The sequence below is a fragment of the Kitasatospora sp. NPDC086801 genome (genome assembly GCF_044745805.1).
Taxonomy (GTDB): Bacteria; Actinomycetota; Actinomycetes; order Streptomycetales; family Streptomycetaceae; genus Kitasatospora.
Genome location: NZ_JBIVAX010000001.1, coordinates 259,569 through 278,150 on the forward strand (window position 1 = coordinate 259,569; position 18,582 = coordinate 278,150).

At 74.9% G+C, this 18,582-nt stretch carries 14 protein-coding genes; 4 read left to right on the forward strand and 10 right to left on the reverse strand.

Annotated elements, in window-relative coordinates; translation table 11 throughout:
- Nucleotides 1–35: 35 nt before the first annotated feature.
- The 8 genes from ilvD to ACIPLC_RS01310 form a co-directional block, all read right to left on the reverse strand.
- Nucleotides 36–1,880 carry a dihydroxy-acid dehydratase gene (gene ilvD, locus ACIPLC_RS01275; protein ID WP_400469571.1) on the reverse strand — a complete coding sequence of 615 codons (1,845 nt, stop codon included), beginning with the start codon at nt 1,878–1,880 and terminating at the stop codon, nt 36–38.
- Nucleotides 1,881–2,142: 262 nt separating this feature from the next.
- A complete protein-coding gene (locus ACIPLC_RS01280) occupies nt 2,143–2,910 on the reverse strand; it encodes a class I SAM-dependent methyltransferase (RefSeq protein ID WP_400469573.1) in 768 nt (255 codons plus the stop codon).
- A 46-nt stretch (nt 2,911–2,956) separates the two neighbouring features.
- Nucleotides 2,957–3,784, reverse strand: a complete 828-nt coding sequence (locus ACIPLC_RS01285; RefSeq protein ID WP_400470619.1) for a sugar phosphate isomerase/epimerase family protein — start codon at nt 3,782–3,784, stop codon at nt 2,957–2,959.
- A 596-nt stretch (nt 3,785–4,380) separates the two neighbouring features.
- A complete protein-coding gene (locus ACIPLC_RS01290) occupies nt 4,381–5,343 on the reverse strand; it encodes a Ppx/GppA family phosphatase (RefSeq protein WP_400469576.1) in 963 nt (320 codons plus the stop codon).
- Nucleotides 5,344–5,493: 150 nt separating this feature from the next.
- Entirely contained in the window at nt 5,494–6,345 is an 852-nt protein-coding gene (locus tag ACIPLC_RS01295; RefSeq protein ID WP_400469579.1) for a glycerophosphodiester phosphodiesterase, read from the reverse strand.
- A gap of 263 nt (nt 6,346–6,608) precedes the next feature.
- Nucleotides 6,609–7,853, reverse strand: coding sequence for an SUKH-4 family immunity protein (locus ACIPLC_RS01300; protein WP_400469582.1), 1,245 nt, complete (start codon nt 7,851–7,853; stop codon nt 6,609–6,611).
- A gap of 702 nt (nt 7,854–8,555) precedes the next feature.
- Complete coding sequence (locus ACIPLC_RS01305) at nt 8,556–11,312, reverse strand: toxin glutamine deamidase domain-containing protein (RefSeq protein ID WP_400469585.1); 2,757 nt, start codon at nt 11,310–11,312, stop codon at nt 8,556–8,558.
- Nucleotides 11,313–11,346: 34 nt separating this feature from the next.
- The gene (locus ACIPLC_RS01310; protein WP_400469588.1) at nt 11,347–11,838 is read right to left on the reverse strand and encodes a hypothetical protein; all 492 of its coding nucleotides are present in this window, start codon (nt 11,836–11,838) and stop codon (nt 11,347–11,349) included.
- A gap of 302 nt (nt 11,839–12,140) precedes the next feature.
- On the opposite strand from ACIPLC_RS01310, the gene ACIPLC_RS01315 reads away from it, so the two are divergent.
- Nucleotides 12,141–12,992 carry a hypothetical protein gene (locus tag ACIPLC_RS01315; RefSeq protein ID WP_400470621.1) on the forward strand — a complete coding sequence of 284 codons (852 nt, stop codon included), beginning with the start codon at nt 12,141–12,143 and terminating at the stop codon, nt 12,990–12,992.
- 122 nt (nt 12,993–13,114) lie between these two features.
- Here ACIPLC_RS01315 and ACIPLC_RS01320 read toward each other — a convergent pair whose 3' ends face one another.
- Nucleotides 13,115–14,284: an NADH-quinone oxidoreductase subunit D gene (locus ACIPLC_RS01320; RefSeq protein WP_400469591.1), complete on the reverse strand. Its 1,170-nt coding sequence runs from the start codon at nt 14,282–14,284 to the stop codon at nt 13,115–13,117.
- The gene (locus ACIPLC_RS01325) at nt 14,281–15,297 is read right to left on the reverse strand and encodes an SAM-dependent methyltransferase (protein ID WP_400469594.1); all 1,017 of its coding nucleotides are present in this window, start codon (nt 15,295–15,297) and stop codon (nt 14,281–14,283) included. The genes ACIPLC_RS01320 and ACIPLC_RS01325 overlap by 4 nt, the downstream gene beginning before the upstream one ends.
- A gap of 128 nt (nt 15,298–15,425) precedes the next feature.
- Between ACIPLC_RS01325 and ACIPLC_RS01330 the strand changes: the two genes are divergently transcribed.
- The 3 genes from ACIPLC_RS01330 (at nt 15,426) to ACIPLC_RS01340 (ending at nt 18,471) form a co-directional block, all read left to right on the forward strand.
- The gene (locus tag ACIPLC_RS01330; RefSeq protein WP_400469597.1) at nt 15,426–16,652 is read left to right on the forward strand and encodes a sensor histidine kinase; all 1,227 of its coding nucleotides are present in this window, start codon (nt 15,426–15,428) and stop codon (nt 16,650–16,652) included.
- A 37-nt stretch (nt 16,653–16,689) separates the two neighbouring features.
- The gene (locus tag ACIPLC_RS01335) at nt 16,690–17,379 is read left to right on the forward strand and encodes a response regulator (protein ID WP_400469600.1); all 690 of its coding nucleotides are present in this window, start codon (nt 16,690–16,692) and stop codon (nt 17,377–17,379) included.
- A gap of 225 nt (nt 17,380–17,604) precedes the next feature.
- Nucleotides 17,605–18,471, forward strand: a complete 867-nt coding sequence (locus ACIPLC_RS01340) for a Rossmann-like and DUF2520 domain-containing protein (protein ID WP_400470623.1) — start codon at nt 17,605–17,607, stop codon at nt 18,469–18,471.
- Nucleotides 18,472–18,582 lie beyond the last annotated feature (111 nt).

The following is an 18,582-nucleotide window of genomic DNA, read 5'->3' on the forward strand; positions in this document are numbered from 1 at the left end:
GGCTTGGTGACGTCTCAGCCGGGCTTGGTGACGTCTCAGCCGAGCTTGGTGACGTCGCGGACGGCGCCCTTGTCGGCGGAGGTGGCCATCGCGGCGTAGGCGCGCAGGGCCTGGCTGACCTGGCGCTCGCGGTTCTTCGGGCGGTAGCCGCCCGCGGCCTCCAGGGCGCGGCGGCGCTCCGCCAGGACCTCGTCGGGCACCTCCAGGGAGATGCTCCGGCCGGGGATGTCGATGGCGATGGTGTCACCATCCTCGACCAGGGCGATGGTGCCGCCGGAGGCGGCCTCCGGGGAGGCGTGGCCGATGGACAGGCCGGAGGTGCCGCCGGAGAAGCGGCCGTCGGTGACCAGCGCACAGGCCTTGCCGAGGCCACGGCCCTTGAGGAAGGACGTCGGGTAGAGCATCTCCTGCATGCCCGGGCCGCCCTTGGGGCCCTCGTAGCGGATGACGACGACGTCGCCCTCCTTGACCCGCTTGGCGAGGATCGCCTCGACGGCGTCGTCCTGGGACTCGACGACCACGGCCGGGCCGCTGAAGGTCCAGATCGACTCGTCGACACCGGCGGTCTTCACGATGCAGCCGTCCTCGGCGAGGTTGCCGTGCAGGACGGCGAGGCCGCCCTCGACCGAGTAGGCGTGCTCGACGCTGCGGATGCAGCCCCTGGCGGCGTCGGTGTCCAGCGACTCCCAGCGCTCGGACTGCGAGAAGGCCTCGGCGGAGCGGACGCAACCGGGAGCCGCGTGCCACAGTTCGACGGCCTCGGCGGAGGGCGAACCGCCGCGCACGTCCCAGGTCTTGAGCCACTCGGCGAGCGAGTCGGAGTGGACGGTGTGAACGTCCTCGTTGAGCAGCCCGCCGCGGTACAGCTCGCCGAGGATGGCGGGGACGCCGCCGGCCCGGTGCACGTCCTCCATGTAGTACGAGCCGTTGGGCGCGACCTTGGACAGGCAGGGCACCCGGCGGGAGACGGCGTCGATGGCCCGCAGGTCGAAGTCCAGCTCGGCCTCCTGGGCGGCGGCGAGCAGGTGCAGGATGGTGTTGGTCGAGCCGCCCATGGCGATGTCCAGGGCCATGGCGTTCTCGAAGGCGGCGCGGGTGGCGATCGCGCGGGGCAGCACCGAGGCGTCGTCCTGGCCGTAGTGGCGGTTGGTGATCTCGACGACCGTCTGCCCGGCCTTCTCGTACAGGGCCCTGCGGGCGGTGTGGGTGGCGAGGACGGAGCCGTTGCCGGGCAGCGAGAGACCGATGGCCTCGGTGAGGCAGTTCATCGAGTTGGCGGTGAACATGCCGGAGCACGAGCCGCAGGTGGGGCAGGCGTTCTCCTCGATGATCGCGATGTCCTCGTCGGAGACGTTCTCGTTGGCCGCCTGGGAGATCGCGTCGATCAGGTCGAGCCTGCGCACGGTGCCGTCGACCAGGGTGGCCTTGCCGGCCTCCATCGGGCCGCCGGAGACGAAGACGGTCGGGATGTTCAGGCGCAGCGCGGCCATCAGCATGCCCGGGGTGATCTTGTCGCAGTTGGAGATGCAGATCAGCGCGTCGGCGCAGTGCGCGTTGACCATGTACTCGACCGAGTCGGCGATCAGGTCGCGCGAGGGCAGCGAGTAGAGCATGCCGCCGTGGCCCATCGCGATGCCGTCGTCCACGGCGATGGTGTTGAACTCGCGCGGGATGCCGCCCGCCTGCTGGATCGCCTCGGAGACGATCCGGCCGACCGGCTGGAGGTGGGTGTGGCCCGGGACGAACTCGGTGAAGGAGTTGGCGACCGCGATGATCGGCTTGCCGAAGTCCTCGCGGGCTACGCCGGCGGCCCGGAGAAGCGCCCGGGCGCCTGCCATGTTGCGACCGTGGGTGACCGTACGGGACCTCAGCTCGGGCACTGTGCTCCACTCCTTCGGGGCTCTCGCCGGCGCCCCGCCGGTAGGAGGATGCGGGGGCCGCTGTGGCTACCGAGCCTACGCCCGCCGTCCAGGCGGCGGACGGTCCGTCCGCGATGCGGTCACGCGGGCGGGCCGTCCGTCCGCGGCGCGGTCCGGGCGGGGGGTGCCGGCCCGGGCGGGGCGGGGCGCGGGTGCCGGCCTGGGCGGGGCGCGGGTCAGGCCGGGCGGGGCGGGGCGCGGGTCAGGCCGGGCGGGACGGGGCTCAGGCCGGGGTGATCCCCACCGCCAGCTCCAGGACGTAGGGCTCGACCACCCAGCCGTCGGGGAACTCGGCGGTCATCGCCTCCCGCTCCACGGCCAGCACCGGTTCGCGCTCGGCAGGGGAGAGCGCGGCCATGAACGAGCGGGAGACCAGGTCGGTGAGCACGTGGTCGACGGTGATCCGCCGGTCCCAGCGCAGCACCGCGCGTTCGACCGTCAGCCCGGCCGGGGCGAGGAGGGCGGTGAACTCGGCGATCCGGCCGTAGCCGTGGTAGCCGGGCAGCGCGGCGCTCAGCCGCTCCACCCGGGCCCGGACCCAGGGCACGGTCTCGTCGTGCACGTTCCACCAGACGGCGAGGGCGCCGCCGGGCCGCAGCACCCGGATCGCCTCGGGGACGGCCCGTTCGGGGTGGGTCCAGTGGAAGGACTGGGCGTAGCTGATCAGGTCCGCGGAGTCGTCGTGGAACGGCAGTTCGTCGCCGCCGGCCCTGACCAGCGGCAGGCCCGCCGACGAGGCCAGGAACTGGGCGGCCATGCCCGCGTTGGGCTCCACCGCGACGACGTCGGCGCCGCGCGCGGCCAGCAGCCGGGTGGCGATGCCGGTACCGGCGCCGACGTCCAGCACCCGGGCGCCCTTGAGACCGCGGCCGGACAGCCGCTCCAGCGCGTCGAACAGCCCGTCCGGGTAGCCGGGGCGGCCCCGGTCGTACTCGGCGGCGACCCCGCCGAAGCTCTCGGCAACCTCCCGAAAGTCCTGCTTCTCCGTCATGTCTCCCCCTCTGCAAGGAAGTTCGCACCCAGCCGGGCGCGGCTCCTCAGCGTACGCGCGAGGGGGTGGCCAGGTGCAAGCGGGTGAAGGCGAGCGCCTCGGCCAGGTCGGCCTCGCGTTCGGCGGGGGACGCGGAACGGCGGGTGTTGACCTCCAGCACCACGTGGCCGTCGAAGCCGGTACGGGCCAGGTGCTCCAACAGTTCGGCGCAGGGCTGCTTGCCGCGGCCCGGGATCAGGTGCTCGTCCTTGCCGGAGCCGCTGCCGTCGGCGAGGTGGATGTGGGCGAGCCGGTCACCCATCCGCTCGACCATGGCGAACGCGTCGATCCGGGAGGTGGCGACGTGCGAGAGGTCGATGGTGAAGTGCCGGTACTCCTCGTCGGTGACGTCCCAGCCCGGGGCGTAGGCCAGCACCTCGCGGTCGCGGTAGCGCCACGGGTACATGTTCTCCACCGCGAAGCGGACGTCGGTCTCGCCCGCCATCCGGTTGATGCCCGTCACGAAGTCCCGCGCGTACTGGCGCTGCCAGCGGAACGGCGGATGGACCACGACGGCGCTCGCGCCGAGCTTCTCGGCCGCCGCCCGGGCCCGGACCAGCTTGGTCCACGGGTCGGTGGTCCACACCCGCTGGGTGATCAGCAGGCAAGGCGCGTGCACGGCCAGGATCGGCAGCTGGTGGGCGTCGGAGAGGCGGCGCAGGGCGTCGATGTCCTGGCTGACCGGGTCGTTCCAGACCATCACCTCGACCCCGTCGTAGCCGAGCTTGGCGGCGAGCTCGAAGGCGACGGCGGTGCTCGCCGGGTACACCGACGCGGTGGACAGGACCACCTTGGTGTCGGGGATGTGCAGGGCCGGGTGCGAGGGCAGCACCAGCCGGTCGGTGGTGCGCAGCAGCGGCGGGCGGGCGGCGTCGCGCCGGGCGGCCTTGACCGAGCGCACCGACTGGACGGCGGCCTTGGCGGCGCCGGCGGCCCGGGCGGTGCGGGTCTCCCGGGGGGCGGCGGTCGCGGCGGCCTTCGGCGTTCCGGGCTGCCGAGTTCCGGGCTTCCTCGGCTCGGGCTTCCTCGGCTCGGGCTTCTTGCCGGCGGGCGCCTTCGCCTCGGACGTGTCCTCCGCGGGCGGCTTCGCCTCGGGTGCGGCAGGCTTCTCGGCGGCCTTGCGCGCGGTGGTCTTCCGCCCGGTGCGTCGGGCCGCCTCGACGGCCTTCGCGGCCTGCGTCCCGGTGGCGCCCTTGACCGCCTTGCCGAGCTTGCGGCGCGGGCCGTCCGGCCGCGGCTGCCCGTCCCCGGGAGCGCGGCCCTCCCGCGTCCCGTCCTCGCCCGCTGGTTGCGCCACGGGAGACAGCGTAAGCGGACCGCGCTCCGAACGGGACCGGATCCCCGGGCGGCCCCGGCCGGAACCGCCGGACGGGCCATGGGGCCCTACGCCGTGCGGACCGGGCGCCGTACGGGCCCTACGGCGTGAGGGCCCTACGGTGTGAGGGCCGGGCGGCGGCGGTCGGCGGAGCTGTCCATGGCGTCCAGGCGGCGCAGGATGATGCCCTCGCGCAGCGCCCACGGGCAGACGTCCAGCTCGTCGAGGCCGAACAGGTCCATCGCGGCGTCCGCCACCAGCGCCCCGGCCAGCAGCTGCTTGGCCCGGCCCTCGGAGACACCGGGAATCCGCGCCCGCTCCTCGACGGTCATCGAGGACAGTCGCGGCAGCCAGGCGGACAGCCCGCTACGGGTGAGCCGGCGGTCGGCGTACGGGCCGGCGTCGGCGGGGGCGGCGCCGGTCATCCGGGCCAGCTGCTTGAAGGTCTTGGAGGTGGCGACCGCGTGCTGCGGCGCACCGAGCCGGGCGACCTCGCCCACGACGGTGGCCATCTCGGCCCGGATGTGGCGCCGCAGCCCGCGCAGCCTGTCCGGGTCGGCGACCTCGCCGGGCAGCCAGCGGGCGGTGAGCCGGCCGGCACCCAGCGGCAGCGAGCAGGCGACGTCGGGCTGCTCGTCCAGGCCGCAGGCGATCTCCAGCGAACCGCCGCCGATGTCCAGGTTGAGCAGTCGGCCCGAGGACCAGCCGAACCAGCGCCGGACGGCCAGGAACGTGAGCCGGGCCTCGTCCTGCCCGGACAGCACCCGCAGCTCCACCCCTGTCTCCGCCGCGACCCGGCGCAGCACCTCCTCGCCGTTGGCGGCCTCCCGGACGGCGGAGGTGGCGAACGGCAGGATGTCGACGACGCCCTTGTCCTCCGCGACCCGCAGCGACGAGGCGACGTGGCCCACCAGCCGCTCGACGCCGGCCTCGCTTATCGCGCCGTCGTCGTCCAGCAGCTCGGCCAGGCGCAGTTCGGCCTTGTGCGAGTACGCGGGCAGCGGGGCGGCACCCGGGTGGGCGTCCACCACGAGGAAGTGGACGGTGTTGGAACCTACGTCGAGTACACCGAGTCGCATAACTCTCCACGCTACGCGATCCGGCCCCGGGCGAAACCGGTCACGACCGTATTCACACTGGTCCCGGTCGTATCGCGCCCTTCGGTTCGGTGACGGGGTGCCTCGGTGACGGGGTGCCTCGGTGACCGAGCGGCCCGACGACCGGACGCCTCAGTGGCCGCGCGGCCCGGCCCGGCGCTCGGTACGGCAGTTGGCGTCCACCCAGCGGCGGGCCCGGCCCGGGGTGTCGGTGATCAGACCGTCGGCGTCCCGGGCGGACATCAGCTGCCAGGACTCCTCGTCGTCGAGCGTCCAGACGTACACCTCGCGGCCCGCCTTGCGCTCGGCGGCGATCCGGGAGGCGCTGGCCAGCGCCGCGTCCAGGGCGATGCCGCGCAGCGGCAGATCACCCGGGTCCTCGGCGATCGCGGAGCCCTGGATCAGCACGACCGGCAGCGCGGGCGCGGCGGCGTGGGCCTGGCGCAGGTGCTCCGCCGAGAACGAGTAGAGGACGACCCGGGCGCCGCTGGCGGCGGCGATCCGGGCGATCCGGGTGACGTCCTCGGCCCGCTGCCACTTGATCTCCATCAGCAGGGTGGCGTTGCTGTCGGAGAGGCGCTTGAGCAGTTCCTGCAGGGTGGGGACGGGCTCGGCGGAGCCGGGGCCGACGGTCACCCGCAGGGCGGCGATCTGGGCGGCGGTCAGGTCGGCGATGGCGCCCTTGCCGTTGGTGGTGCGGTCCACCGTGGGGTCGTGCATCAGCACCGGGACGCCGTCCCGGGTGGTCTGGACGTCGGTCTCCAGCCAGTCGGCGCCCTGGTCGAGGGCGGTCTCGAAGGAGGCCATGGTGTTCTCGGGGGCGTTGCGCGGGGCACCCCGGTGGCCGACCACCACCGGGGCGTCGCACACCGGCGCGGCGGCGGCCGACCGGGCCCGCAGTGCGGGGGCGGAGGCGCACCCGGCGGCCAGGACCGCGAGGGCGGCGAGGACGGCCGTCTGGGCGGCGCGGGGCGAGGCGGTCACGGCTCGGTGCTCCAGTGGTGGGCCGGGGTGTTCCGGGGTGGGCCGGGGTGTTCCGGGGTGGTGCGGGGTGGTGCGGGGTGCTCCAGGGCATCCAATACGGGTCAGTGCGAGATCATCAAACTGATCTGACAACCCGACAGTGCCGCTCGGTTCCCTTCAGCGTGCGGCCATCCGGTCCCCGCCGTCGCCGCGGCGCAGCCCGGATCACCCGGACGGGTCCCGTCAACCCGGCTCACGGCAACCCCTGCTCACGGCAAGCCGGCTCACAGCAGACCGTCCCACAGCTGCTCGACGATGACGGCCCACCAGTTCTCCGGATCGTCGAAGACCGTCCCGTCCACCTCCGCCAAAGCCCGCTGCAAGACCTCGACCGCCGGGCCCGCCTCCGCCGGAGCCGGCCCGCGCGCTGCGGGCAACCGCTCGGCGAACACCGCCAGGCAGCGGACGAAGGCCCGCAGATCGGCGTTGCAGTACCGGGCCGTCGCGTAGTCCGGATCGACCGCCCGGACCGCGCCGCCCGCCACGTCGAGCGTCACCAGCGCCCGGCCGTCCGTCCCCAGCACCAACCGGCCGGCCAGCGCCAGCCGCTCCCGCTCCGCGGCCCGGGCGCCCCGACCCGCCGCCGCGAGCCACCCCGCCAGCGGGGGCAGCACCCCGCCCGCCCGGGAACCGTCCGTGATCGCCCCCGCCCCCGGGTGGTGCAGGGCGAAGAAGCCGTCCACGGCCACCGGCACCCCGACCGCCGACAGCAGCGCGGCGGCCTCCCCCGGCAGCTCCGCCCGCGCCACGTCCGCCGGGTCGAACCGCCGCACGCCCCCCGGGCCGAACGTCGCGGCCAACCGCGCCGCCAACGCGGCGTCCGGCTCGGCGTCCGGCTCGGTGTCCAGCTCGGCGTCCGGCTCGGCGGGCACCGGCGCCACCGCCCGCGGGAACGGCACCCGGTTGCGGGCCGGCCCGTCCGGCGGCGCGGGCAACGCCCGTACGGCCGCCGCCCGGTGGTCGAACCGCGGCCCGTACGGCAGCTCGAAGTCCACCCGGACCTGCGGCAACTCCGCCGCCAGCGCGTACGCCCAGTAACCGCCGGGCAGCGCGCTCATCCGCAGGTCGGTCCGGACGGCCAGCACGTCCTCGGCCGACACCCCCTGCTCGCGCAGCCACCACCAGCCGCGCAGCGCCGGATGCGGCAGCCCTGCCGCCGAACGCAGCGCCAGCGAGCGGACCTCGCCCGCGCCGTCCCGGTACGACAGCTCCGCCCGGGCACCCCGGCCGGTCACCGGCGGCCGCGCCGGGTCGTACCCGCCCGCGCCCACGAAATCCCGGTACAGCCCGACCACCTCGTCCACCGGCACCGACGGCCACACCGTGAACCGCCCGCTCTCCCGGTCCACCACGGCACACGCCGCCCCGACCTCCTCAGGTGCCCGCCGCTCCCCCGTCCGCGGATCCACTCCCACCCGTGGCGGCTCCGCCCACACCACCCATCCCAGCTCGAACTCGTACGCAACCACGCGCCGCACCCCGCCAGCCCCCTGCGGCAGATCTCCATTGACCCACCGCTGCCCCGCCTCCACCGCCTGCGCCCGCGAAATCACCCAGCCACCGCCCCGTTCGTCCCGTCCACTCGCCCACCCACCATCCCCGGCCGCACCACAACCCGGCACCCCCCGCCCTACCCAGAGCCCGCCCCCTCCGCGCCGTCTCCAACCCGCCCCCAACCGCCACGGCCGGGGCAGAATATGACGGTCGGTCTACATATTCTGCTGAGGCCACCATCAACCTCTGCACAGAAAGTCGGCCCGCCCGACTTCCTGCGCACCATCCTCCAGGCGCCATCGAATATGACGGTCGGTCTACATATTTCACCGGAGTCACCATCGCTCCTCCTGCACGGGAAGTCGTCCCAACCGACTTCCCGTACACCGCCTCCGTTCGCCGCACCGAATATGACGGTCGGTCTACATATTTCACTGGCGCCACCACCGGCCTCCGTGCAGGAAGTCGGCCCAGCCGACTTCCTGCGCGCCGCCCTCCCCTGGCCGGGTTCCAGGTTGCTCCACGCCCCCGTTCCGAATATGACGACCGGTCTACATAGTTGGCCGACCGGAAAGGGCTCTGTGCGCAGGAAGTCGGGCAGGCCGACTTCCTGCGCACAGCAGCGCGTGAAACAGGGGCAGAGTCTGGGCCGGGGCCAGGGGTGGCGGTGAGTGGGGTCATGGGATGGGGGTGAGGTCGAGGGGGTGGCCTTCGGGGGTGAGGGTGATGGCCCAGAGACCGTGGGTGGCGGGGTGGAGGGGGGTGCGGCTCTGGCGGGCAAGTTGGTGGTCGAGGTAGATGACGGCGCCCTGGTGGTTGACGGCGTTCCAGGCGTGCGGGCGGCCGTGGGTGTCAAGGGTGAGGACGAGGGCCTGGGAGCCGTGGCCGGAGCGGCACAGTTCGGCGGCGAGGCGGCCGAAGGCCTGGCCGCCGTCGCCGAGGTCACGGAAGCAGGTGCCGAGTTCGCGTTCGGCGCGGTTACGGCCACCGCGTTCGCCCGCGTCGCCTTCGGTGGGGATGCGCGGGGCGGCGCAGGTGGGGCGGCCGGCGTAACTGTCCAGGGCGGACAGGGCGATCTCCAGGCTGTTGTTGGCGCGGCCGGGTTCGCGGTATCCACCGTCGTTGACGGCTTCGGTCCAGCCGCCGGCGGCCGGATCGGGGTGGCGGTGGGGCCGGCCGTCGGCGTCGCGCGGGGCGCGGCGTTCGAGTTCGGCCTGGTGTTCGGGGTCGACGGGGCCGAGCCCGCCGGGCCGGCCGTAGGGGCGGCTGTCGGCGATGGTGCGCGCCGGGGCGGCCCGGCCGTCGGGGTGGGCTCCGTGCCGTGCGCGCAGGGCGAGTTGGAGGGCCGTCGCATGGGCGGAGGCGACCGGGACGGCGCCCCAGGCGAGGGAGGCGTCGGCGGCGGACGGAGCGGTGTCCCGGCGGCGGCCGTCGGCGTGGTGGGGTTCGGGTCGGCCGGGGATCGGAGTGGTGCCGACGATCGGGGGCGCGGCCGGGGGCGGCGGGGCGACGGTCGGTCCGGGCGCGGTGCCGGGGTGCGGCGCGGCACCGCCGGGGGTGCGGGGCGGGGCCGTGCCCGGGCGGGGTTCGGCGGAGGGCTGCGGACCGCCGGGGGCGGGGGCGGGGGTGCCGCCAGCGGGCGCCGCGATCACTCCGGACGGCCCGGGACCGGCGGCCCCCGCGCCGACGCCGCTGCCGAACGGCGCCGGCGCGTGCCCGGCGTATCCGCCGCCGCCCGCGAGCGGGCCCGGCCCGACGAGGCCGCCGCCACCGCCGCCCGGGGAGGGGGAGCCGTACGGTGCGTTGACGTGCCCGATCACCTGGATCGGCCGGCCGGCCGCCGACGTCTCCGGGGCCGGGGCCTGGGCCTGGGCGTACGACGGGTAGGCGGCGGAGGTGGGCGCAGACGGCGCGAGCAGCGAGTCGGTCCGTACGGTCACGGGCGTTCCGCCACCACCGCCAGCACCACCACCACCGCCAGCACCACCACCACCGCCAGCACCACCACCACCGCCAGCACCACCGCCACCGCCACCGCCACCGCGCGAGGGGGGCTGGAGCGGGTAGTCACCGTCCGACCAGCCACCCCCACCGCCCCGGGGGGCCGGTGCGGCGGCCCGCGCGGGCGGCGACTGGTCGGCGCCGGGCACGGCCCGGTTCTGCCCCGACCAGCCCCCGACGGCGTACGAGGCGCCGGAGGCTGCGGCGGGGGTGCCCGGAGAGGCGCCGCCGGAGACGACGGTGTCCGTCCCGCCCGCGACCGCCACCTGCTCGGGCGCGACGGCCACGGCGGCGGCCACCACACTCGCCGCCTTCGGGTCGGCGGCCCGGCCCTCCACCCCGGTCGGGTCGGTGAGCGGCAGGCCGTGCGGTTCCCGGCCGTCCGGTCCGGTGAGCACCGGCCGCCCGTGGTCGTCGAGTCGGACGGCCGGGTCGGCCACGCCGACGACCGGCTTGCCGTCCGGCCCGGTGACGACGAGCAGCCCGGCGGAGTCCGGGACGGGGGTGCCGTCGGCCCGGAGGATGACCGGTTTGCCGTCCTGGCCGAGGACGGGCTGCCCGGTCTCGTCGACTTGGACGGTGAGCCCGAGAACGCCGACCAGGGGTTTTCCGTCCTGCCCGGCGAGCAGGACCAGCCCGGTGCCGTCGGCGGCGAGCACGCCGGGTTCGCCGAGGGCCGCGGGCAGGCCGGCGGCGCGCGGGTCGAAGGCGCCGGAGGTGGTGCGGTACGAGGCGGCGGTGGCCCCGGGCGCGGCGCCGAGCCGGAGCAGGGCGACGACGGCCGGTTCCTTGAGGGCGGTGGCGAGGGCGTCCTTCATGCCGCGGCCGAGTTCGTCGAGCAGCCCGCCGATCTTCAGCCCGGCGGCCTCGACGGCGACGACCGCGACGCCGCCGGCGACCTGCCGGGTGGCGGTGCCGCGCACGGTGTCCGCGACGCCGCCGGCGCGCTGTTCCAGCCCGCCGATCACGCCGTTCCCGGGCCTGGCGGCGTCGCCTTTGGCAGCGGCCGCGTCGGCGATCTTGGCGGCGGCCTCCTTCGCCTTGGCCGCCTGCTCTTCGGCCTGTTTGAGCTCGGCGGCGAGCCCCTGGAGGGTGGCGATGATCTCGGACTTGCAGCCGTCGACGGCCCGCGCGGCCTTGTCGAAGGCCCCGGCGACCAGTCCGACGGCGGCGTGCGCATCGTCGAGGTGGCCCTTGCCGCCGCCGCTGAACGCCCGCCAGTACGCGCCGAAGGCGTCCACCGCGTGGCCGGAGTTGTCGCTGGTGACGCGTAGGACGGACTCGGCGCAGCGGCGGGTGAGGCGTTCCGTGTCGGTGCCGAACTCCCGCCAGCGTCCGGCCGCCCGGCGCAGGGCGTCCTCGTCGGCCTGCGGCCAGGGGTGGCCGGTCCTGGCCAGGAGCGGGGCGAGTTCGGCGGGCAGTTTCCGGGACACGTGCTCCCCCTTCGAGACCTTCGGGATCCGGCCGTCAGACCGCCATGTCCGTGGGGACGACCGGCGCCACCACCGGGGTTGCCGCCACCGCCGGTTTGACCACCGGCGGTGTACCCGCCGCCGGTCTGACCACCACCGCATCGACCGCCGCCGCATCGACCGCCGCCGGTTTCGCCGGCCCGGCCGCACCCGGCCCGAAGGCGGTCGCCGCCGAGGTGTCGGTGTCCGTGGTGCGGGCGGCCATCGCGTGCAACCCGGTGCCGATCTGGTCCAACCGCCCGGCCAACCCTCGGAGCCCGCCGGTGAGTTCGCCGTGCGCCTGGCCGTAGACGGCGGCGAAGCCGCTGCCGGGCTGGTCCGCGCCCCACGGTGTGCCGAGAGCGGAGACGTCGCGTTCCAGGGCGCCGACGGTTTTCGCCAGTTCGCGTCCGATCCGCTCGAATTCCCGCCCTTCACCGTGCAGTTCCCACGGTTTGAGGACGAACTCCCCGCCGCCGGTGCCGGTCGTGCCGCCGCCGTCTGCCATCCCCGTACCTCCCCGTAGCGGAATGGCCGCCATCCTAGGCACCAAGCCGGACCCGACCGCCCGCCCGGCGGACCTCTTCACCCCGCCTTCACGGCCGGCCGACCACCGGCCAGGCCCCGACCGACCACCAACCGACCACCGGCCGAGCCCCGCCGCACGGGCGGCCCACCCGACCGAATCGCCGTAAAAGCCCCGGCCACGGGCGGTCGGCAGCGCTCCGAAGGCTCTACCCTTGCCGGGTGGCACCAGCAGAAACGTCCAAGAAGAAGTCCAAGGCCTCCCCCGCCCCCGTCGACCTGGCGATGCCGACCCTGCGCGGCACGGCCCCGCTCGGCAAGGCCCCGCTCGGCGGGATCCCCCGCGACGAGGTCCCGCTCGACTTCCCGCGCGCCTGGGTCGAGTTCGCCGACCCCGACGACGAGGAGCAGGTGTTCCGCTGTGACCTCACCTGGCTGACCTCCCGCTGGTCGTGCGTCTTCGGCCAGGGCTGCCACGGCATCCGCGAGGGCCGCGGCGAGTCGGACGGCTGCTGCACGCTGGGCGCGCACTACTCGGACGAGGACGACGAGAAGCGCGTCCTCGGCCACGCGGCACGGCTGACGCCCGAACTGTGGGAGAACTTCGCGCACGGCACCGACGCCGAGGGCCGGATCACGTCCGACGGCGGCGTCACCATGCTCGACGAGGACGGCGACCGCCAGACCCGCCGGGTGGGCGGGGCGTGCATCTTCGTGAACAGCCCCGGCTTCGCGGGCGGCGCCGGCTGCGCGCTGCACGCACTGGCGCTCAAGGAGGGCCGGGAGCCGCTGGAGACGAAGCCGGACGTCTGCTGGCAGCTGCCGGTCCGCCGCACCTACGACTGGATCGACCGGCCGGACGACACCCGCTACCTCCAGGTCTCGATCGGCGAGTACGACCGCCGCGGCTGGGGCCCGGGCGGCCACGACCTGCACTGGTGGTGCACCGGCAGCCCGGCGGCGCACCAGGGGCCGGACCCGGTGTACGTCAGCTACCGCCCGGAGCTGACCGAGCTGATGGGCAAGGCGGCGTACGACGTGCTGGCCGGCCTGTGCGCGGAGCGGATCGCCACCAAGGGCGACCGCAAGGTGGCCCCGCACCCGGCCGACCCTGCCAAGCGGCCCAAGAAGGGCTGAGCACCCGAAGGGCTGGGCCCACGGAGGGCTGAGCCGGAGAAGGGCTGGGCCCGCGGAGGGCCCCGCCCACGGGCCCCCGGGCCCACGAAAGGCCCCTAGAAACCGCCGCGCGGGCCCGGGCCCTACTTGTCGATGTCCCCGACGACGAAGAACATCGACCCGAGGATCGCCACCATGTCCGCGACCAGCGTCCCGGGCAGCAGTTCGGTCAGCGCCTGGACGTTGTTGAAGGACGCCGAGCGCAGCTTGAGCCGCCACGGCGTCTTGTCGCCGCGCGAGACCAGGTAGTAGCCGTTGATGCCGAGCGGGTTCTCGGTCCAGCAGTAGGTGCTGCCCTCGGGGGCCTTGAGCACCTTGGGCAGCCGCTGGTTGACCGGGCCGGGCGGCAGGGTGGCGAGCTTGTCGAGGCAGGCGTCGGCGAGGTCCAGCGAGTTGAGGCTCTGCTCCAGCAGGCACTCGAAGCGGGCCAGGCAGTCGCCCTCCTCGCGGGTGACCACGGTGAGCACCTGCCGCAGTTCGTCGGAGCCGTACGCGAGGTAGGGCTCGTCGCGGCGCAGGTCGAGGTCGAGGCCGCTGGCGCGGGCGATCGGGCCGCTGACGCCGTACGCCTCGGCCTGGGCCCGGGTGAGGATGCCGACGCCGGCGGTGCGGGCGCGGAAGATCTCGTTGCCGAGGACGAGGTCCTCGAAGACCGGCAGCTGGGAGCGGACGGTGGCGACGGCGGTGCGGACGCGGCCGAGCCAGCCGGCCGGGAGGTCCTCCTTGAGGCCGCCGACCCGGTTGAACATGTAGTGCATGCGGCCGCCGGAGGCCTCCTCCAGGACGTGCTGGAGGTCCTCGCGGCCGGTGAAGGCGTGGAAGATCGGGGTGATGCCGCCGAGTTCCAGCGGGTAGGAGCCGAGGAACATCAGGTGGTTGAGCACCCGGTTGAGTTCGGCGAGCAGGGTGCGGATCCACACCGCCCGCTCGGGGACCTCCATGCCGAGCATCCGCTCGACGCCGAGGACGACGCCGAGTTCGTTGCCGAAGGCGGAGAGCCAGTCGTGCCGGTTGGCCAGCATGATGATCTGCCGGTAGTCGCGGGCCTCGAACAGTTTCTCCGCGCCCCGGTGCATGTAGCCGATCACCGGCTCGGCGGTGATGATCCGCTCGCCGTCGAGCACCAGCCGCAGTCGCAGCACGCCGTGCGTGGCGGGGTGCTGCGGGCCGATGTTGAGCACCATGTCGGTGGTGCCCGCCTCGCCGGTGAAGTTCTCGGCTCCCGCCCCGATGCCGACCGTGGTCTCCCTCATGAGGTCAGAGTCTGCCACCCCGGCAGGGCGGCCAGGGCCTCCGGTGCCGGCATGCGGACGGCCTGGGCGAGCCAGCCGAAGGCGCCGAGCCCGGCCGGGTCGGTCAGTTCGGCGCCCTCGCCGGCCCCGCCGAGCGCCCGCAGGTAGCCGGCCGGGTCGGTGGAGGCGAGTGCGAGCGGCGGCCGGGCGCCGCTCACGCCGAGGGCGCGCAGGGCGTCCCGCTGGGTTGTCCACAGGCTGTGGAGGGCGGGTGCGGCGGCGGAGTCCAGGGCGACGTGCGCGGTGACGTCGCAGGAGCCGTCCGGCACCGGCGCCACCTCGCGGCCGCCCCGGAAGCCGGCGAGGGTGCCGAACGGCGGGCGCCGGTCGGCGGTGTGCCCGTAGTCGACGGCGACGGCCAGGCCGCGCTCCAGCCCGGCGACGGCCCGCGCCCAGGCGGCGTCCCGGGTGCCGCCGAACTCCACGAAGTCCCCGGGGTGCCCGACCGGCCACCAGCGCTCGGCCCAGGCCGCGTCGGCCGCCGAGACGGGCTCGCCGAGCCGCTCCCCGCCGGTCGCGGTGTCCACCTCCCGGTAGCGCAGCACCCCGTCCTCGTCGACCTCGCCGACGTCCAGCGGCACGTTGTCCAGCCATTCGTTGGCGAACAGCAGCCCGGTGAGGCCGCGCGGCACCTCGTCCGTCCACAGGGCTGTGGACGGCAGGCCCGCCGGGCGCTCCGCGATCTCCACGCCGTACGGGCGCAGCCGCGCCAGCACCTCGCCGGGCAGTTCGGCCAGCACCCCGGTGAGCAGTTCACCGCGTCCGGCCCCGACGTCGACGAGGGCCAGCTCCTCCGGACGGCCTAGGGCGGCGTCAACCTCCAGCAGCAGCCGGGCCACCGCGCGGGCGAACCGCGGCGAGGCGTGCACCGAGGTGCGGAAGTGCCCGGCGGGGCCCTCCGGCCTGCGGTAGAAGCCGCCGTCCGGGTCGTACAGGGCCTGCTCCATGGCGGGCGCCCACCGCATCCAAGTCATAGCGCGGGACGCTACCCGGAGCCGGGCGCGCCCTCCCCACCGGTACGGTGCGTCTCCGACCTACGGAGTAGGACGGATCGCCCTACCGGCGGACCTGGGCACGCCAAGTCACTGCCTAGGCTGGAGACGTGCATCGACTCAACGCCTGGCTCCGCCGTCACCCCATGGTGGTCGACGCCGCCTGGGCTGCGGTGGTGCTGTTCCTCAGCCTGCTGCCGAACGACAACGTCAGCGACGGCTGGCGCTTCGACGCACAGATCCTGATCGGGGTGCTGCTGCCCGCGCTGATGGTCTTCCGCCGGCGCTTCCCCGACGTCACCGTGGCGGCCGCCACCGGCCTGGGCGTCGGCCAGGTGGCCGCCGACGTCACCCCGGCCGTCTCCGCCCTCGCCTACCTGGTGTTCGCGTACACCGGCGCCGCCTTCGGCCAGAAGTGGACGTCCCGGCTGGCGCTGGTCGCCGGGCTGGCCGCCGGGCCCCTGGTGTTCTGGCAGCTCCATCCGATGAAGACGGTCTCCAACGGCGCCGGGGACTACCACACCCGCCCGTACTCCTTCGGCGAGGCGGCGCTGATCACGCTGCTGATGAGCACCCCGTTCATCCTGTGCTGGGCGTGGGGCCGGCTGACCAGGGTGCGCCGTGCCTACCTGACCGAGCTGGAGGACCGCGCCGCCCGGCTGGAGCGCGAGCGGGACGCCCAGTCCAAGGTGGCGGTGGCCGCCGAGCGCGCCCGGATCGCCCGCGAGCTGCACGACGTGGTCGCGCACAACGTCTCGGTGATGATCGTCCAGGCCGACGGCGCCGCGTACGTGCTCGACAACTCGCCGCAGCAGGCGAAGGAGGCGCTCGGCACGATCGCGTCCACCGGCCGACAGGCGCTGGTCGAGATGCGCCGTCTGCTGGGCGTGCTGCGCACCGCCGACACCGCCGAGGAGTACGTGCCGCAGCCGGGCGTCGAGGAGCTGCCGGAGCTGCTGGAGCAGGTCCGCACCGCCGGGCTGCAGGTGGACTACGCGGCCTCCGGGCATCCGCGCGAGCTGCCGCGCGGCGTCGAGCTGACGGTCTACCGGATCGTCCAGGAGGCGCTGACCAACGTCCGCAAGCACGGCGGCCCCGACGTGCACGCCCGGGTCGCGGTCGACTTCGGCGAGCGCGAGCTGGCCGTCCTGGTCGAGGACGACGGCCGCGGCAGCACCGACGAACACCTGGCCACCGGCGGCACGGACGGCCTCGGCCACGGCCTGATCGGCATGCGCGAGCGGGTCGGCATGGTCAGCGGCAGCCTCGACGTGGGCCCCCGCCCCGGCGGCGGCTTCCGGATCCGCGCCGTCCTCCCGCTCAAGGCGGCCCACTAACCCCCCGGTCCCCCCGACGCCCCCCGAAGGAGCCACCTTGACCATCCGCGTGATGCTCGTCGACGACCAGGAACTGCTGCGCACCGGATTCCGGATGATCCTGCAGTCGCAGGGCGACATCGAGATCGTCGCCGAGGCCGGCGACGGCGCCCGGGCCCTGGAGGAACTGCGGCACACCCAGGTGGACGTGATCCTGATGGACGTGCGGATGCCGCGCCTGGACGGGGTGCAGACCACCCGCCGGATCTGCCTGGCCGAGGACGGCAGCCCCGTGCCCGACGCCCCGCACGTGCTCATCCTGACCACCTTCGACCTGGACGAGTACGCCTTCGCCGCGCTCAAGGCCGGCGCCAGCGGCTTCCTGCTCAAGGACGTCCCGCCGACCGAGCTGGTGGCCGCGATCCGCGCGGTGCACGGCGGGGACGCGGTGGTCGCGCCGACCACCACCCGCCGCATGATCGACCGTTTCGCCGAGGTGCTGCCGACCCCGCAGAGCGCGCCCGGCTCGGACGTCCTCGGGCGGCTGACCGAGCGGGAGCGGGAGGTGTTCCTGCTGGTCGCCCAGGGGCTGTCGAACGGCGAGATCGCGGCCCGGCTGGTGCTCTCGGAGGCCACCGTGAAGACCCACGTGGGCCGGATCCTGGCCAAGCTCGGCCTGCGCGACCGGGTCCAGGCCGTGGTGCTCGCCTACGAGGCCGGGCTGATCCGGGCCGGGGCGACGGACTGAGCACCCCCGCCCCCGAACACCCCGTGGAGGACCGGCTGAGCGCCCGTAGAATGGGCCGGTACGTCCGGTACCCGAAGAGGACCGGAACGAGGAACTAAGGACGAGGGCCGGGCCGTGAACACGTCCGACAGTGCCGACCGCGCCGCCGACGGCGGGTTCGCCCCGCTCGCCGACGGCTTCGGCGACCCGAACGACCCGACCGACCCCGGCAACCGCCCGGCCCGGCTGGCCGTCGGCGTGGTCGGCACCGGCCGGGTCGGCCCGGCACTGGGCGCCGCCCTGCAACTCGCCGGGCACACCGTGGTCGCCGCCTCCGGGGTGTCCGCCACCTCCCGCCGCCGGGCCGAGGCACTGCTGCCGGGGGTGCGGATCGTCACCCCGCCGCAGGTGCTGGCCGCCGCCGACCTGGTGCTGCTCACCGTGCCGGACGACGCGCTGGCCGACCTGGTGGCCGGCCTCGTCGCGACCGGCGCCGTCCGCCCCGGGCAGCTGCTGGTGCACACCTCCGGCGCGCACGGCGTCGGCATCCTGGAGCCCGCCACCCTGGCCGGGGCGCTGCCGCTGGCGCTGCACCCGGCGATGACCTTCACCGGCACCTCCGTCGACCTGGACCGGCTGGCCGGCTGCCCGTTCGGGGTGACCGCCCCCGAGGAGCTGCGGCCGGTCGCCGAGGCGCTGGTGGTGGAGATGGGCGGCGAGCCGGAGTGGGTGCCGGAACAGGTCCGCCCGCTCTACCACACGGCCCTCGCGCACGGCGCGAACCACCTGGTCACCCTGGTCGCGCAGGCGATGGACCTGCTGCGCACGGCCGGCGTCGCCGAGCCCGGCCGGCTGCTCGGCCCGCTGCTCGGCGCCGCCCTGGACAACAGCCTGCGCTCCGGCGACGCGGCCCTCACCGGCCCGGTCGCCCGGGGCGACGCGGGCACCGTGCGGCGCCACCTGGCACAGCTCAGTACGGTGTCCCCGGACATCCCGGCGGCCTACCGGGCGATGGCCCGCGCCACCGCGCAGCGGGCGGTGGCGAACGGAACCCTCGCGACCGACTCCGCGGCCGCCGTGCTGGACGCTCTCGACGAGGAGAATCACCAGTGACTCCTCCCCGGCCTGAGCCGGGGCTTCTCACTCGGCCGCCGGAGCGGCCTCATGACGGACAAGCCCTGCCCGGTGCGTCACCGCGCGGGGCAGAGCGTGACAAGGCGGCGG

Excerpts from the sequence above, each read along its gene's own strand:
- ACIPLC_RS01325 (WP_400469594.1), bottom strand. The coding sequence starts at position 15,297 with ATGACTTGGATGCGGTGGGCGCCCGCCATGGAGCAGGCCCTGTACGAC.
- ACIPLC_RS01320 (WP_400469591.1), bottom strand. The coding sequence starts at position 14,284 with ATGAGGGAGACCACGGTCGGCATCGGGGCGGGAGCCGAGAACTTCACC.
- ACIPLC_RS01315 (WP_400470621.1), top strand. The coding sequence starts at position 12,141 with ATGCCGACCCTGCGCGGCACGGCCCCGCTCGGCAAGGCCCCGCTCGGC.
- ACIPLC_RS01280 (WP_400469573.1), bottom strand. The coding sequence starts at position 2,910 with ATGACGGAGAAGCAGGACTTTCGGGAGGTTGCCGAGAGCTTCGGCGGG.
- ACIPLC_RS01310 (WP_400469588.1), bottom strand. The coding sequence starts at position 11,838 with ATGGCAGACGGCGGCGGCACGACCGGCACCGGCGGCGGGGAGTTCGTC.
- ACIPLC_RS01290 (WP_400469576.1), bottom strand. The coding sequence starts at position 5,343 with ATGCGACTCGGTGTACTCGACGTAGGTTCCAACACCGTCCACTTCCTC.